This is a genomic window from Nocardia acididurans (genome assembly GCF_016741815.1).
In the GTDB taxonomy this organism is placed as follows: Bacteria; Actinomycetota; Actinomycetes; order Mycobacteriales; family Mycobacteriaceae; genus Nocardia; species Nocardia acididurans.
Map to the genome: position 1 here is coordinate 94,054 of NZ_JAERRJ010000008.1, position 15,464 is coordinate 109,517.

Sequence of the window (15,464 nt, forward strand, 5' to 3'; positions counted from 1 at the left end):
CGACGAAAGGACGGCCTCGTGCCCGACTACACCTACAACCCGTACGCGGCGCTGCCGCAGCTGCCGGAGTTCACCCTCACCTCCACCGACATCACCGAGGGGCAGCCGCTGAAGCTGGATCAGGTCAGCGCGTTCGCCGACTCCAAGGGCAACGACATCTCCCCGCAGCTGTCGTGGTCCGGATTCCCGGAGGGGACCAAGAGTTTCACCGTCACCGTGTACGACCCGGACGCGCCGACCGCGTCGGGGTTCTGGCACTGGGTGGTCGCGAACATCCCGGTGACCACCACCTCGCTGGAGACCGGGGCGAGCGTCAAGCTGCCCGAGGGTGCGGTGACGCTGCGCAACGACACGGGGAAGAACGAGTACGTCGGCGCGTTCCCGCCCGCCGGGCACGGGGCGCATCGATACTTCGTGGTCGTGCACGCGGTGGGGGTGGAGAAGCTCGAGGTCGACGAGAGCGCTTCGCCCGCGTACCTGGGATTCAACCTGTTCCTCAATGCCATCGGGCGGGCGACGCTGATCGCCACGCACGAGGAGAAGTAGCGCTGGGTCTGCTGCGACGCTGACGCCTGTGGCCGCGGAAAAACCGCGGCCACAGGCGTTTCTCTGCTCGCTCGGATATGGGTAATACATACACGGCGATATGCGCATCTACGCATGTGTGTCGCGTTCGGGTTTGTACGCCAGGAGTTACCTCCGGTTGAAACCCGCACAGAGGTGGTGCGGAAACAACTGTGGCCCTGGGCTGTTCGCCCAGGGCCACGGTCTCGAAAGCCGATCAGGACAGGTTGATCACATTGTCCGGAGCAGGCGTGGTGTAGAGCGCGGCGATCTCGGCCGCGTACTTGCTCGCGATGGGGTTGCGCTTGAGCTTGAGGGTCGGGGTCAGCTCGTCGCCGCCCGGCTCCCAGCCGCTGTCGAGGATGACGAAACGCTTGATCTGTTCCACGCGGGACAGTTTCGCGTTCGCCGCGGTGACGGCCGCCTTGATCTCCTCGATGATCTCCGGCCGCGTGGCCAGGGTCTTGAGATCGGCGTCGGGGGTACCCAGAGCCTTGGCCCGCACGACCGCGGTATCGGGATCCAGCACCACCAGCGCGGCGATGAACGGCTTGGCGTCACCGATCGCGACCACCTGACCGACCAGCGAGGACACCGCCTTCACCGAGTTCTCGATATTGGTGGGAGACAGGTTCTTTCCCGCCTCGTTGATGATGAGTTCCTTCTTGCGGTCCACGATGGAGACGTAACCGTCGCCGTCGATGGTGGCCACGTCGCCGGTGTGCAGCCAGCCGTCGGCGTCGATGGCCTCGGCGGTCTTGTCCGGCATCTTGCGGTAGCCGCGGGTGACGATATCGCCCTTGAGCAGCAGCTCGCCGTCCTCGCCGAGGCGAATCTCCACGCCCTGCATGGGAATACCGACCGTGCCCGGCTTGGGCTTGTCGAGCGGGGTGTAGGTGCCGACGCCGGAGGTCTCCGACATGCCCCACACCTCGGTGACGGTGAAGCCGAGGCCCAGCATGTACTCCAGGGTCTCCGGCGGGATGGCGGCCGCGCCCGAGGCGGCGACCTTCAGCTCGTCGAAGCCGAGAGCGTGGCGCAGCTTCGACAGCACCAGCGCGTCGGCCAGCTTGTGCTGGACATCGAGCAGCGCGCCGCGGCCGTTGCCGGCCAGGTCCGCCCGCGCGGCATTGACGCCGACGCCGATGGCCCAGTTGGCGAGCGCCTTCTTCACGCCGCTGGCCTCGGTGGCGAGCTTGGCGTCGATTCCGGCCTTGATCTTCTGCCACACGCGCGGCACACCGAAGAACGCGGTGGGGCGGGCATCGGGCAGGGCGGCCGCGATCTCGCGCGGATCCGGCACGGTGGTCATCTGCACGCCGGTGAACAGGTTGGCGCAGTGGCCCGAAATGCGGTCGGCCACATGGGCGGCCGGCAGGTACGACACAGACCGGTCGTCGATGCCGACCGTGAGCGGTCCGCTGACCAGGCCCACGATCTGCGCCACCACATTGCGGTGGGTCAGCTCGACGCCCTTGGACGGCCCGGTGGTGCCGGAGGTGTAGATCAGCGTCGCCACATCATCGGGTGTGACGGCCCGCCACGCGGCATCGAAATCGAAATCGGCCTTGGGTGCGGCTTCGACCTCGGCGAGGCTGATCGTCCCCTCCGCGGCCCCCTCGACGAGCACGATGTGCTCGAGTTCGACGCCCGCGCCGCGTACCGCGTCGAGGAACACGGGTTCGGTGATGACGACCTTGTTCTCCGCATTGGTGAACAGATGTGTGATCTGCTCGGCGGAGCTGGTGTTGTAGATCGAGAACGGCGTCGCACCCAGGTGTAGCGCCGCGGTGTCCACGAGGTTGAACTCGGGCCGGTTGGTCAGCATGATCCCGACCGTGTCCCCGTGCCCGATCCCCAGCCCGGCGAGCCCGGCCGCGATCACGCGCACCCGCTCCCCATACTCACGCCAGGTGATCTCCTGCGTGCCCCCCACAGTCCGAATCGCCACCTGATCAGGCCGCAGCGTCAGCGTCTCCTGAAACGCCTCCGGCACCGTGAAGACCGTTTTGCCCGATTTGTGCGTATAGCCGATGTCTGTCGTCATAACCCTTTTCCGATTGCCTCTCGCTGTACCGGCCACACGCGCACCCATCCCAACCTGCGCGAACCCCGAAAGACCGAGAGAACGACCAACCCGACTCACGCGATGGCCGCGCGCCCTCTGTGGCGCGGCTCACTCATCGTAGACACAAACCCCCGACTGTGTCGCGGACAACCTTTAACTTTTCATTACGCTCGGTCTCATTGGCGATCGCCGGACTCGGATATCGCTGGGTCGTGACCACCCAACTGCTGCTTGTCCCGCATGTACCGCAGCGCTCGTGCGCTGCGTGGTGCGGTCCGCAACCGCACCTGCCGAACCTCGAGGCCAACCGCGCGTGCGGCCTCGACCTTCGCGGGATTGTTGGTCATCAAGCGCACAGACTGCAGATCCAGATCCTTGACCAGCGACTCCGCCGCCCGCCGGTAACACCGCGAGTCGATGGGGTGCCCCAGCATTCGATAACTGGTGAAGGTGTCGACATCGGCCTCCGCCGCGAGACGTAGCCCCATCGCCTTCACCACGAGCCCCGAGCCGCGTCCCTCCTGCTCGAGATAGAGCAGCACTCCATGCTCTTCCGCCTGGATCATGTCCAGGGCCAACTCCAACTCCGGCCCACAATCGCAATCGTCGGACTGCAGGGCGTCGCCGTAGAGGCATCGCGAATGGATACGGACCAGGCAGCCGTTGCACGGACTACCGAACAGCAGCAGGTGGCCACTGACCTGCTCAGTGTCATCGCGCAGCTCCATTACCTGTACCTGCAACTCCTGGCCCTTGCGGGACAGCGAATGTGCAGTCGCCCGAAGATCTTTCACGGCAGCTCCCGCCGATGTCTCACTTCAGGCAATTATGACCGAAGTGGAAAGCCTTCGATCGCAGGATCTTTCATTCGCTACAGGAGAGAGTTGCTGCGCAACAAACGGATTCGTGTCAGTACACGGCGGCTGGCCCTGGATCCGCAGTAACCGGCCGCCAGGCCTATCGCAGCGGCTGCGGCGGCGATCGCAACCAGGACGGTCGTTCTGCCATCGTCCACGGACGCGTGTGAATTCGCGGGCGAAAGTACACGTGTCTTCTGCGGCGACCATGTGAACTGTGCGCCAACCATGTTGATATCTGTATCCGTCTGGCCCGAAGCGGTGCTCAGAAGCTCGGCGTGGCCAGAGACGCTCGTATCCGGAGGGCCGGGGTTGGCGAGGTCGATCGCACATGCGCTGAGTCCGGTGATCATTGCGATGACAATGACGGCGAAGGTTGCCATGGCCAGGGCATAGCGGAGGCGATGGACCCGCCAGTTCTCAGGCAGGCTATGGCCGCGTTGCTGTCGCTTGGCAGCGAGATACCGTTCGACGGACCGGTTTGGCGGAAGGATGTGCAACGGAACCGATTGGACCCGTAACCCTTCGGATTCGAGAGCGCCGACCTTGTCAGGGTTGTTCGTCAACAATCTGATTGATGTCAGTCCCAAGGCGCTGAGGGTACGGGCTGCTTCGCCATATGTGCGCGAATCGGGAGAGAAGCCCAGCTTCCGATAGCTGGAGAAGGTATCGAGGTGCTCGAGCTGACTGACCCGATAGCCGCGGGCTTTGCCTACCAAACCGGCACCGCGACCTTCCTGCTCGAGATAGAGCAACACGCCGCGCCCAGCGGCCTGGATCATATCGAGTGACGCGTCGAGCTCAGGGCCGCAATCGCAATCGTCCGACCGGAGTGCGTCACCGTAGAGGCATCGCGAATGCACACGGACGAGACAATCGTTGCCGATGTCCCCGAAGACGAGAGCGTGCCCCTGGTTGTTGCCGACCTCCACCACGCTCAGCCGGATATCGCGTCGCCGACGGGTGAACACATGCGTCGTATCTGCGAGCAGGGCGGGGAGCGGCGGGTCGCCTGCAATCGTCACACGGTCCTCCGGAGAGTGGCCGAACACAACACGGCGCTGTGTTAGCCACGTCACCCGGGGCCGTCGGAGATGCTAACCTGCGATCCCTCGTTACGAGAAGTTCGCTACGGCGCGTCATTCTCGGCGCGCTGGAAGTTGAGATGTTCGGGGGGTTTCTGGAACGCGGTTGTGTCTACGGCCGTCATCGACGGCATCAGATCAGGAACGCTCTCGACAGGCTGATCGGAGGCTACGGCCTCGGCCATCACCACGGCGAAGAGGAAGTCATCCGAAGCGACAGCGCCGCCTCCGGTGACCAGCCTGTATGTCAGTGCCGATGAGAAGGCGGACGCGGCACCTGCGAAGCTGGAAAGATCAGCGGCGACGGGAACGACGGCAGGTTCCGCTCCAGCGCGGTGAATTCTGCACTGGAAGCCATCGATGACGCACACGGTGCCCACTCGATGGTCAAGCAGCCACTTGATCACCGTCGCGGTTGGTTCGCCCGGCCATAGTCCGTCCAACTCTCGCGGCGAGCCCACCAGGAAGTCGATGGCGGCAAGGTGTGCAAGCGTCGATTGCCGCAGGCTCCGCGGCGGTGAGACATTGACGATCAACCAGGGCGGTCCGGTGCTGTGACCGCGGGAACGTTTCAGTGTGGCAACGACGTTGAGTACCTGCTCTACGACCTCCGGGGATTGTTCGAAGGTGAGTAACACTACATTCGCGCCCGCGATCGCCTGTCGGTAGGGAGCGCTGTTCAGATCGGCCGCGGTCAAAGCGGTTCGTCCCTCTTTGTCGGCGATGGACGCGTATCCGCCGGCTCGGGGCATCAGTACGGTCGTTACCGGTGTTCGTGCGTTACGCCGCACCTTCACGAGACTGATGTCGACACGGTGCTCGCAGAGATATTCGCGGATTTCCCGGCCGTCATCGTCGTCGCCGATTGCGGCGAGCAGGCGGGCATCTAGACCGAGTCGCGCAAGTGCGACGGCCCGGTTGAGCCCTTTCCCGCCGGGATGTCGACTGATCCTGCCCCATTCCGACATACCCACCTCGGGAATCTGTTCGACTCGGTGGATCTGATCGAATACCGCGTCGCCGACCACGGTGACCGTATTCCATTGCGCACCATCAGGTTCGTAGCCGGATGCCAGCAGCTCGGCAAGCGCGGTGAAGGCGCCGGTCTCGGGTGAGTCGCGTAGGCTGCGGGCCGTGGGCGTCGATGGAATGCGCGCGGCGCCCAAGGTCGTGTGCAACCTGCGCCATTGTCGAGCCAGGGATCGGCGACGGTCACCCAGGTCTGCGGCGTAGAGCTGGTCGAGATCGACGCCCGCCGGCGGATGCTCGCGGAGTAGCTCGAGACACAGTTCGACATCCACGATGAGGCGTTGGGTTACAGGCAGGGTGCGAGCTATCTTGCCGATCAACTCAGGTAACGCCTGCTCCGGTGTCGTCTGGCTCACATGTGCGTGGCGCCGGACGCTGCTCAGTTCGAGAAGCGTCCGGGTGTCGATCTCGGTGCTCTGCAGGCGATCTGGGCTCAAGCCCGATCGCTTGCGTAGACGAATGAGGATGCTGCGCACAGCGACCATGCCGGGGTCCTGCGGCACCATGGCAGACCCGGCTCGCGGGGGTGGGTTGCTAGTAACCATTCAGGCTAAGAATACCCGGTGGTACAGGTTTAGTGAGCTGGAAAAACGTCAATCCCCTTGCGACAACGGCAAATGCCGCACGGTCGACGGCAAATGCCATACTGGGATTGGCGAAATATCGCCCCCACCAGACGGTTCGGGAGGTGCTGGTGATGGGAGTGGTGTTCCTGATTCGGCGGATCCGGCGGGGCAGGCGGGTGGAGTGCGAGCCCGAGGCTGAGCGTGACACCGAAGTGGAGGCCGTGTAGGCGGGCGGACTCGCCTGTCCGGACCTCGACAATTCAACTGCCCTGTCGTCGTATCGCTCGATCCGCGTTCACAATTCGTTGGCAGCGACCGCACCGGCCGATCATGATCATCGATCGGCCGGCTCGAGGCATCCCGGAAAACCGGTTCAATTCGCGACGGCGACACCCCTCACCTCTGGGAGATGTCGTGATCTATGAGAGCAGCCGATCGATCACCAGCAGCCTCAGCTCGGAATGGGCGGACTGCCGGCATGGGCGGGCAGAACCCGCCTGGGAGTTGAGCTGGCGGCCGGAGCCTTTACTGACACGTGAACAGGCCAGGGCCGCAATGGAATTGACCGAGTGGTGCAGTGGGGGAGAGGAGCCTGGGGTGCGAGCCGAGGAGATTGCGGCGCAACTCGGCACCACTGTCCAGCATGTGATGGCGGTGCTGCATCAAAGAATGCTCGAGAGGGGGAGGCCGTGACGATCTTCTACAACGCGGGGTGGATGAGTAGCGATCTCACCGGGGAGGCCGCGCACCAGGAGGGTGGCGGCTGCGAACCACAGTGGCGGTTGAGTTGGTTGCCGGAGCGGCTGGTGTCTCGGGGGCAGGCGGTGGCGGGGATGGAACTCGCGGAGTTCTTTTCCGGTAACCACTGTCAGCGGGATGTGATTGTCGCGGCCCGGGCAATCATCAGTGCCGCGGAATTGGGCATAGCGGTGGGTGAGGCGATGTCGGCACTGCAAGGGCGAAGGTTGCGATGAGAAATTCCGACAAACCGGACGGTGTGCGGAGATTCGATGAAATACCGACCGCTCGGCATTCGATGAAGGTAGCAATATTCGGCGCGGGTGACCGCCGGCGTCAGCAACTAGGCACGGGTGCGCAGAGACCCTGCCACACGTGGGATAGGCCCGAGGAGGACCAGTGACCATCGAATTCAGCACGCGGGCAATGACTAGCGACATCACACCCGAATACGCCGTCCGCTCCCGCGGTTACGGTGAGCCGGGGTGGCGCTTGAGCTGGCTCCCCGAACACCGCCTCACCCGCGAACAGGCCCATGCCGGAATGGAACTGGACGAAATTCTCTCCAACCCCGCCATCGTGTACGACGACGATGCCCATACGCGCGCCGCTGATCGTGCCGCCCGCCTGGGCATCCTGGTCGAGCACGCGGTGATCATGCTCGCCCAGCGCATGGCCGATCGGATGCACGGCGACGGCGACGGCTCGGTCGCCGAGCCGGATACGGAGCCCGAATGGCCCGACTTCACACTCGACGGAAAAATCGCGGCTTGCACACCGGTGAGCTCCGGAGCGCGGTCACGGCACCTATGGGGGTGAGCGAGAACTTCACCCAACGGACCCGGTGTCAGCCGATGCCGAGCGCCCGCGACAGCAGCGAATTGCGGGTTCGCGTGCCACATTTGGCGAGCACCGACTTCACGTGATCGTTGACGGTGTGCTCCGAGAGCACCAATTCCGCTGCCATGCGGCGGGAATCATGTCCGGCTGCGAGCACGCGGGAATCGGCTGCATGGGTTCGTCGGGCGGATTGAGCTGGAACAGCGCGGCGGCGGCCGCCGCCGTCTGCGCCCGCACCCGCAAACCGGGATCGAGGACGATCACGGCGGGACCGATCGGCGGCAGGCCCGCATCCGGTGCGGCGAAAGTGCGGCCGAGGGCATGCCGCAATCCGGTGGTGACGGGACCCGCGAGCGTGGTCAGATGCGCGGTCTCGGCACGATCGAACGCGACGCCGGAGGTGCGCAGCAGTTCGAGAAAACCTCAGCAGCCGTAGCGATCCGCGAAGGCCACCGCGGCGGTATCGAGAACGCCGAGATCGCGGTGCACCTGCTGCCAGACCAGCGACCGCGTCGGATCCCCTGCGGTGAGTTCCAGCAGCGAACGACCGCTGAGCCCGAGCAGCCGATCCCAGCGGTGTATCGGCGTCAGATAGCGGGCCCGGATCAACTCCGGCAGCCGCGGCCACGGTGGGCCGGGCATGTCGGCCAGCGGTGAGGTCGCCACCCGGGTCACCGGATCGGTGAGGGCGAAGACGTACCCGTCGAACGGCAGCGCCCGCCGCAGGTCCGCGAGCACCAGCTCGCGAAACCGTTTCGCGATGTAGCGGTCCCGATCGTGGCGTTCGACCCGGTCGGCCAGTTCCCGTGCGCTCGGCACCGACTCAGTCTAGGAACAGATATCCCCAAGATCCGGGATATGGCGGCAGCCCGATCCGGCCGACACTTCGAAGCACAGCCCAGCAACCGAGGAGGCCGCCATGACCATCAACCTGCACATCGACAACACCGTGCACGACTACGACGCGTGGAAAACCGTGTTCGACAAGTTCGACCGCTTCCGCAGCGAACTCCACGTCCGCTCGTGCCGAGTCTCCCGCCTCCACGACAACCCGGCCCGCGTCCTGATCGGCCTCGGCTTCGACAATCTCGCCGATGCCGAAACCTTCCGCGAGGCACTGCACAAGGTCACCGCCAGCCCGCAATCCCAGGCCCTGCTCGTCTCCCACACGGTGCACGTCGTCGAGATCGTCGATGAGCACATCCCCGGCGCGGCGCTGGCCGGTTGATCGATGACGAACCGCCCGCCGACACACGTCGACGGGCGGTGGTTCGAATCTTGTTGTGCTGAACGCGAATGTGGATCAGGCGCGGGCGGTATGTCCCGCGCCGACGGCGTCCGACAGGCTGGAGTAGCCGTTCGCGCGGAGTTTGTCCGCGAGGCCGCGGTGGATACGGCGGGCCCAGAAGGGGCCGCCGTAGATGAAGCCGGTGAAGCCTTGCAGGAGGGAGGCTCCGGCGAGGATGCGTTCCCAGGCCTGGTCGGCGGTTTCGATGCCGCCTACCGAGATGAGGACGAGTTGGTCGCCTACGCGGGCGTAGAGACGGCGCAGGACCTCGAGGGAGCGGTCGGCTACCGGGGGGCCCGACAGGCCGCCCGCGCCGATGGCTTCGACGTCGATGGCCGGAGTGGCCAGGCCGTCGCGGCGAATGGTGGTGTTGGTGGCCACGATTCCGGCGAGGCCGAGTTCGACGGCCAGGTCGGCGACCGCGTCGATGTCCTCGTCGGAGAGGTCGGGGGCGATCTTGACCAGGACCGGGACCGAGACCTTGTCGAGTACGGCCTGCAGGAGCGGGCGCAGTGAGGCGACCGCCTGCAGGTCGCGCAGGCCGGGGGTGTTCGGCGAGCTGACGTTCACGATCATGAAGTCGGCGAGGGGGCCGAGCAGGCGGGCGCTGGTCGCGTAATCGGTTGCGGCGTCGGCGGGTTCGACCACTTTGGTCTTGCCGATATTGGCGCCGATGGGGATGCCGCCGGGGGAGCGGCGGGCCAGGTGGGCGGCCGCCTGCGCCGCGCCGTGGTTGTTGAAGCCCATGCGGTTGATGAGCGCACGGTCGGCGGGCAGGCGGAACAGGCGGGGCGCCGGATTGCCCGGTTGCGCCTGGGCTGTGACGGTGCCGATCTCGGCGTAGCCGAAGCCGAGCGGGCCCCATGCGTCGGCGCCTTCGGCGTTCTTGTCGAAGCCGGCCGCCAGCCCGAGCGGCGCGGGGAAGTCCACGCCGAAGACCCGGGTGCGCAGGATCGGGTCGTCGGCCACCAGCAGTTTCGCGGTGAGCCGGCGACCGATCCCGAAGCGGGTGGCCAGTTTCATGGCACCGAAAGCAAGATGATGGATACGCTCCGGGGGGAGCAGGAACATCATCTTGAGCAGTAGGGCGTACAGACGCTCGCCTGTACCTGTTTTAACCGCCATGCGGGTTACATCACCGCCTCGGGTGTCGGGGACAACTGGGTGCTCTTGCGGCGGCGTAACAACACGCGACGGCTGCCGTCGGTGTAGGCACGCACCCGCGACAGCTCCCAGCCGCCGTATTCGGCTTGAATCGCGAGCCGCATGGAGGCGGTCACGCGATTCATTTCTCGGGGTAGTCGGAGCGGGACGTATTCCCATTCGTCATCGGCGGCTTCTTCTTCCCAGCTCGCCGGTAGTGTGCGCGTCGCGTGCGCTGAACGTGAGGCCCGAGCCATCACTGCCCTCTCTTCCGCTGGTCCGCGGCGATCCGCTGCAGACCGTCGCCGGTCGCGGAACCCACGAACATGTCCCCGGTGCGGCTGTCGATGGTCACCGAGTCGGGTTGGCGCACCGTCGGGTAGCGCCCCACCTCTACCGGTATACCCGTCGACAGGTCGTAGCCGACGACTTCGTTACTGCCGGTCAGCGTCACCCACGCGGTCTCGGACCGCTGATCGTAGGCGAGTGCGTAGGGCGAAGAGCCTACCGGGAAACGCTGATGCAGAACCAAGGGATCGGCCGTGTAGACCAGCAGCTCGCGGCCCGCGGTATCGGCGACGATGCGCCGGCCGTAGTGATCGCCGATCATGGCGACGGCCCCGTCCCCGGCCCGCAGCGACAGGCCGACGCGCTCGTCGGAGAGGTTCAGTTCGCTGATGAGGGTCTGGCGGCGGTCCAGCACCACCACGTGCTCGTCGGCGGCATCGACCACATCGGCGGAGACCAGACCTGAAATAGTCTGCTGCACAGCACCGTTCGCGTCGAGCAGCAGCACCTTACCGTTGGCCAGCCCGACGACCAGCCCGTCGCCGCGCACCGCGACCGAACGCGCGTCGCCGTCGACGGTGACAGCGGTGGTCCGGCCGGTGGCCACGTCCACGCGCAGCACCTGTCCGGGCAGCGCGACCAGCAGCTCACCGGGTTCGCCCACGGCCAGCGACGCCGCCGACCCACCCAGCGCGACCGGTCGGTCCGCCTTGGTGGCCGGATCGACCAGATGCAGAGTCCGGTCGTCGGTGCCGTGGACCGCGCCGAGTACGCCGGTGGACGGTTCGGAGAGCAGCAATCGGATCGGCGCACTCGCCACGACATCGCCCGCGGGAGCCACCGTGGCAGCCGGCGCGATCGCGGGGGAGGGGGGTTCGATGGTGGGCTTGCCCGACGCGTCGTCCGTGGACGAACATCCGGCGAGCAGAGTCACCGCTGCCATGCCCGCGAGGGCCGAGCGGATCCAGCCGCGACGGCGCATGCAGCGAACTCCTTACCTGCCGACGAAATCATGCGTGCTCCCTAATCTGACCATGCCGACCGGGCGAGCCCGGCGGCCGGGGGTGGCCGTGTCGTCACTTCGTCCCGGGGGAGTACCCAGTCGTATGACGTGACATGCGCATTCGATGCCCGTGTCGGTCGCAGCCGCTACGGTGGATGGTGAACGCAGGCACTTTCTGGGAGTTTCGTTGGAAACCGGCCACACCTCGGGCTTCACCGTCGAAGACGTCACCGTGGGTCGCTACGCGCACGGCTTCGGCAGCACCGGGGACGGGCGCTCATTCGCCTTCCGCACCGTCCGATCGACGCTGACGCTCGAGATCTACCGCCCCGACCTGGACGGCGACGTGCCTTCCGCCGAGGACGTGGTGGCGGTCGCCGAAGCCCCCGTCACCGATATCGACCTCGACGATGAACGCAGCGTGATCGCCCTGGTGCGTGATCTGGTGCCCCAGGCGAGTCCGGTCGCGGCCCCACCGCGGGAGGCCACCACTGTGCGCGCGCTGCTGGGCCGCCTGGGTGCGGTCATCGACGGCATGTGAGCTGCGGCTGGGAATCGAGTGCTGGCGCATGCCATCCAGTTGGAAAGAACATACGTATACGGCCATATGCGCATCTATACATGAATTCCATCCTTATCATCTGTCACGAAAACACCCACTCACCCCAAAACCGCAAATGAGGGGGAAGGGTGCCAAAATGACGGCAAGCAACCGCAGTTCGAGCCCGAGGATGTTCATGGCATTGCGACGACCGGTCATCTCCGTGTTGATTCTCGCCACTCTCACCGCGGTGGTCACCGCCTGCGGCGGAAGCGGTTCCGACGACGCCTCGGTGGACGCGGCCCGTTCCTCGGCCTACGCCGCGTTGAGTTCGTCCTCCGCGGCCGCCGCCGCGACCAGCAGCGCGACCAAACCGCCGCTGCCCACCGCCGCCGAACTCGATGCCCAGATCAAAGCCGCGCTGGACCCGAACCTGCCCGACAGTGAGCGCACCGCGCTCATCGAGGACGGTGAGGCGTTCAAGGACGCCATCCCGGACATGTACAAAGCGCTGCAGGACAATCCGCGCGCTGTCTACGGCGTCAAGGATCCGGTCTTCGACAACCACGACGGCACCCTGACCGCCACGCTGAGCCTGGACAAGGACGGCACCGGCACGAATGTCCGCACCACGGTGGTGCATTTCGTGTCCAAGGACGGCCGCTGGAAGATCTCGCGCACCGATCTGTGCGGCATTCTGCGCTCGGCCGACTACAAGACCGCGGCCTGCGGCTGATGCTCGAAACCGGATCCCTACGGTGGGGGCGTTTCATCCACCGGAACCGGTATCTCGTGTTCGCGCTCTTCGCCCTGGCGGTGCTGGGTTCGGGCTTCTACGGCCGGGATCTCAACGATCACCTGACCCAGGAGGGCTGGTTCGACGAGTCGAGCGAGTCGGTGGCGGCGTCGAAGCTGGCCGATTCGACGTTCGGTCGTGACACCGACAGCGATCTGATCGTCGTGTACTCCGCGCCGGAGGGTAGCAGCTTCGATGACGAGCAGGTGTCGGACGCGGTGGCCGCGGATCTGAATCGGCTGCGCGACAAGTATTCCGATCGCATCCTGAAGGTCGACTCGTATTGGGACGGCGCCCTGATGGGCCAGTTCGCGACCCCGGATCGCCTGCACGCGTTCGCCTCGATCGGTTTGCGCGGCGACGGTGGTACGGACACGGTGAACAATTACATGGCGATCAAGGACGAATTCGGTGCGGGCGCACCGGGTTCGGGCCCGGGTGGCACGACGGTGCAGCTGGCGGGGATGCAGCCGGTGGTGGAGGGCATCAACACCGGGATGCAGAACGATATCGTGCGCGCCGAGTTGATCGCGCTGCCGATCGTGGCGATTCTGCTGTATTTCGTGTTCGGCGGGGTGATCGGTGCGCTGCTGCCGGTGCTGATCGGCGGTATGACGATTCTGGGCACGCAGGGCATCATGCGGATGCTCACGAATCATCTGGAAGTGAATGTGTTCGCTTCCGCCGTGGTGACTCTGGTGAGCCTGGGTTTGGCGATCGACTACGGCTTGTTCGCGGTGACGCGGTTCCGGGAGGAGCTGGCGGCCGGGCGTGGTGTGGAGGAGGCGACGGCGCGCACGGTGGCGACGGCGGGTCGCACGGTGTTGTTCTCGGCGGCGATCATCGCGGTGAGCCTGGGTGCGTTGTTCATCTATCCGAACGGGGTGCTGCGGTCGGTGCCGTTGGGCGGTATCAGTTCGGTGCTGTTGGCGGCGGTGCTGTCGGTGACGGCGTTGCCGGCGGTGTTGTCGATCGTGGGCCGGCGGATCGATCTGTTCGGCTGGCATCGGCTGGCGAGTATCCGTACGGCCGAGCAGATCGACAGCGGGTTCTTTTCGCGGCTGGCGGTTTTCGCGATGCGGAAGCCGTGGCTGGTGATCGTGCCGATCGTGGCGGGTCTGCTGTTGTTGATCGTGCCGTTCCGCAATATCGAGTTCGGTGGGTTGAGTGAGCGGTATCTGGCGGCGGACAATCCGGCGCGGGTGGCGCAGCAGGATTTCGACCGCTGGTTCCCGAGTTTCCGCACCGAGCCGTTGAAGCTGGTGGTGACGGATGCGAACGCGCAGCAGCTCAGTGATATCCGGTTCGAGGCGATGCGGTCGACGGCCGGGTTCATGACGGGCCCGTTCGATCCGGTGGCGCCGACGACGGACGGTGTGACGGTGCTGGCGTCGGGTTTGATCGACAAGCGTGACGCGGACGCGGTGATCGCGCAGTTGCGGGCGATTCCGGATCCGCCGGGGGTGCGGGTGATGGTGGCGGGTGTTCCGGCGTTGGAGCGCGACAGCATTCAGGGTTTGATCAAGGGTTTGCCGCTGCTGGTGGCGATTCTGATCGCGGCGGCGCTGGCGTTGATGTACGCGGCGTTCCGGTCGATCGTGCTGGCGGTGAAGGCCGTGGTGATGAGTGCGTTGAGTTTGGGTGCGACGCTGGGCATTCTGACGTGGATCTTCGTGGAGGGTCACGGGGCGGGGTTGTTCGATTTCACGCCGGGGCCGTTGATGTTCGCGGTGCTGGTGTTGATCGTGACGGTGCTGTTCGGTCTGTCGACGGACTATGAGGTGTTCCTGCAGTCTCGGATGGCGGAGGCGCGGGCGGATGGCGCGCCGCCGCAGGAGGCTATCCGCTACGGCATCGCGCATACCGGTGGCGTGATCACCTCGGCGGCTTTGATTCTGATCGTGGTGACGGGTGCGTTCGGGTTCTCTGATCTGGTGCTGATGAAGTACATCGCATACGGCATGATCGCCGCCCTGGTGTTGGATGCGACGGTGATCCGCATGCTGTTGACGCCCGCGGTGCTGAAGCTGGTGTGGCGGTGAGACCGGTTCGGGCCGAGGGAAACCCTCGGCCCGAACGGTTTTCGATGGTTACACGCCGAACGGTGCGGCGTAGCGGATGATGCCGCTGGGCAGCGGGTCGCCGTGGAGGGCGAGTACCAGCAGGGCGTCGTCGGGGACGTCGACGCTCATCCGGATGCCGTAGCGCGAGGCGGGGCGGAATCCGAAGCGCGGGTAGTACTCGGGGTGCCCGAGTACGGTGACGAATCGTTCCCCCTGTTCGGCGGCCGCGCGCAGTGCGGCGCGAATAACGGCTGTGCCGGCGCCGGTGCGCTGGTGGTCCGGGCGTACCGAGCAGGGTGCCAGGCACAGTGCGGGTTGGTCGCCGATGTGGTTGCGGGTGAGCAGGGCGTGCGCGATGACGGTGCCGTTGTCGTCGGTGGCGACGAGGGAGAGTCCGTCGATCCAGGCCGGGTCGGCGCGGAGTGCGTCGACGAGGTCGGCTTCGTCACGCTGTGCGAAGGCGGCATGGATGATCTCGTATACGGCGGGGGTGTCGGTGTTGTTTTCGGCGCGCGTGTTCCAGTGCTGAATTGCCATGGTGGCAGTGCTCTTTCGAGTCGATGAGGGACCGCAGGGGCGAGCGGTGGGGCTCGTG

At 65.7% G+C, this 15,464-nt stretch carries 16 protein-coding genes; 7 read left to right on the forward strand and 9 right to left on the reverse strand.

Features of this window, described 5'->3' with window-relative positions:
* The first annotated feature begins 18 nt into the window (after positions 1-18).
* The gene (locus tag JK358_RS21330; RefSeq protein ID WP_201949526.1) at positions 19-546 is read left to right on the forward strand and encodes a YbhB/YbcL family Raf kinase inhibitor-like protein; all 528 of its coding nucleotides are present in this window, start codon (positions 19-21) and stop codon (positions 544-546) included.
* Between the two features lie 235 nt (positions 547-781).
* On the opposite strand, the gene JK358_RS21335 is transcribed toward JK358_RS21330, so the two are convergent.
* The 4 genes from JK358_RS21335 to JK358_RS21350 form a co-directional block, all read right to left on the reverse strand.
* Entirely contained in the window at positions 782-2,611 is a 1,830-nt protein-coding gene (locus tag JK358_RS21335) for an AMP-dependent synthetase/ligase (RefSeq protein WP_201949527.1), read from the reverse strand.
* Between the two features lie 197 nt (positions 2,612-2,808).
* The gene (locus JK358_RS21340; protein WP_201949528.1) at positions 2,809-3,426 is read right to left on the reverse strand and encodes a GTP cyclohydrolase II; all 618 of its coding nucleotides are present in this window, start codon (positions 3,424-3,426) and stop codon (positions 2,809-2,811) included.
* Between the two features lie 77 nt (positions 3,427-3,503).
* Entirely contained in the window at positions 3,504-4,514 is a 1,011-nt protein-coding gene (locus JK358_RS21345; RefSeq protein ID WP_307817659.1) for a GTP cyclohydrolase II, read from the reverse strand.
* Between the two features lie 104 nt (positions 4,515-4,618).
* Positions 4,619-6,088 (reverse strand): carbohydrate kinase family protein, encoded by a 1,470-nt coding sequence (locus JK358_RS21350; RefSeq protein ID WP_201949529.1) that lies wholly within the window; start codon positions 6,086-6,088, stop codon positions 4,619-4,621.
* 770 nt (positions 6,089-6,858) lie between these two features.
* On the opposite strand from JK358_RS21350, the gene JK358_RS21355 reads away from it, so the two are divergent.
* Together JK358_RS21355 and JK358_RS21360 are read left to right on the forward strand one after the other, a co-directional pair.
* On the forward strand, positions 6,859-7,143 hold the full coding sequence (locus JK358_RS21355; RefSeq protein WP_201949530.1) for a hypothetical protein: 285 nt from the start codon (positions 6,859-6,861) through the stop codon (positions 7,141-7,143).
* A gap of 190 nt (positions 7,144-7,333) precedes the next feature.
* Complete coding sequence (locus tag JK358_RS21360) at positions 7,334-7,726, forward strand: hypothetical protein (RefSeq protein WP_201949531.1); 393 nt, start codon at positions 7,334-7,336, stop codon at positions 7,724-7,726.
* A 444-nt stretch (positions 7,727-8,170) separates the two neighbouring features.
* Here JK358_RS21360 and JK358_RS21365 read toward each other — a convergent pair whose 3' ends face one another.
* Positions 8,171-8,566, reverse strand: a complete 396-nt coding sequence (locus JK358_RS21365; RefSeq protein WP_201949532.1) for a hypothetical protein — start codon at positions 8,564-8,566, stop codon at positions 8,171-8,173.
* Between the two features lie 100 nt (positions 8,567-8,666).
* Between JK358_RS21365 and JK358_RS21370 the strand changes: the two genes are divergently transcribed.
* Positions 8,667-8,975, forward strand: coding sequence for a hypothetical protein (locus tag JK358_RS21370; RefSeq protein WP_201949533.1), 309 nt, complete (start codon positions 8,667-8,669; stop codon positions 8,973-8,975).
* Positions 8,976-9,050: 75 nt separating this feature from the next.
* Here JK358_RS21370 and JK358_RS21375 read toward each other — a convergent pair whose 3' ends face one another.
* From JK358_RS21375 to JK358_RS21385, 3 genes are read right to left on the reverse strand one after another with little or no spacing between them, the layout of a single operon-like run.
* On the reverse strand, positions 9,051-10,130 hold the full coding sequence (locus JK358_RS21375) for a quinone-dependent dihydroorotate dehydrogenase (protein ID WP_201950187.1): 1,080 nt from the start codon (positions 10,128-10,130) through the stop codon (positions 9,051-9,053).
* A 35-nt stretch (positions 10,131-10,165) separates the two neighbouring features.
* Positions 10,166-10,435 (reverse strand): DUF5703 family protein, encoded by a 270-nt coding sequence (locus tag JK358_RS21380; protein ID WP_201949534.1) that lies wholly within the window; start codon positions 10,433-10,435, stop codon positions 10,166-10,168.
* Complete coding sequence (locus tag JK358_RS21385; protein WP_201949535.1) at positions 10,435-11,448, reverse strand: YncE family protein; 1,014 nt, start codon at positions 11,446-11,448, stop codon at positions 10,435-10,437. The genes JK358_RS21380 and JK358_RS21385 overlap by 1 nt, the downstream gene beginning before the upstream one ends.
* 208 nt (positions 11,449-11,656) lie before the next feature.
* On the opposite strand from JK358_RS21385, the gene JK358_RS21390 reads away from it, so the two are divergent.
* The 3 genes from JK358_RS21390 to JK358_RS21400 all read left to right on the forward strand — a co-directional run bounded on the left by JK358_RS21390 (position 11,657) and on the right by JK358_RS21400 (position 14,848).
* On the forward strand, positions 11,657-12,010 hold the full coding sequence (locus JK358_RS21390; protein ID WP_201949536.1) for a hypothetical protein: 354 nt from the start codon (positions 11,657-11,659) through the stop codon (positions 12,008-12,010).
* 196 nt (positions 12,011-12,206) lie between these two features.
* Positions 12,207-12,746, forward strand: coding sequence for a WKL family lipoprotein (locus JK358_RS21395; protein WP_201949537.1), 540 nt, complete (start codon positions 12,207-12,209; stop codon positions 12,744-12,746).
* A 56-nt stretch (positions 12,747-12,802) separates the two neighbouring features.
* Positions 12,803-14,848 (forward strand): MMPL family transporter, encoded by a 2,046-nt coding sequence (locus JK358_RS21400; RefSeq protein WP_307817660.1) that lies wholly within the window; start codon positions 12,803-12,805, stop codon positions 14,846-14,848.
* A gap of 48 nt (positions 14,849-14,896) precedes the next feature.
* Here the strand turns inward: JK358_RS21400 and JK358_RS21405 are convergent, their stop codons facing one another.
* Positions 14,897-15,406, reverse strand: a complete 510-nt coding sequence (locus JK358_RS21405; protein ID WP_201949539.1) for a GNAT family N-acetyltransferase — start codon at positions 15,404-15,406, stop codon at positions 14,897-14,899.
* Between the last annotated feature and the right edge of the window lie 58 nt (positions 15,407-15,464).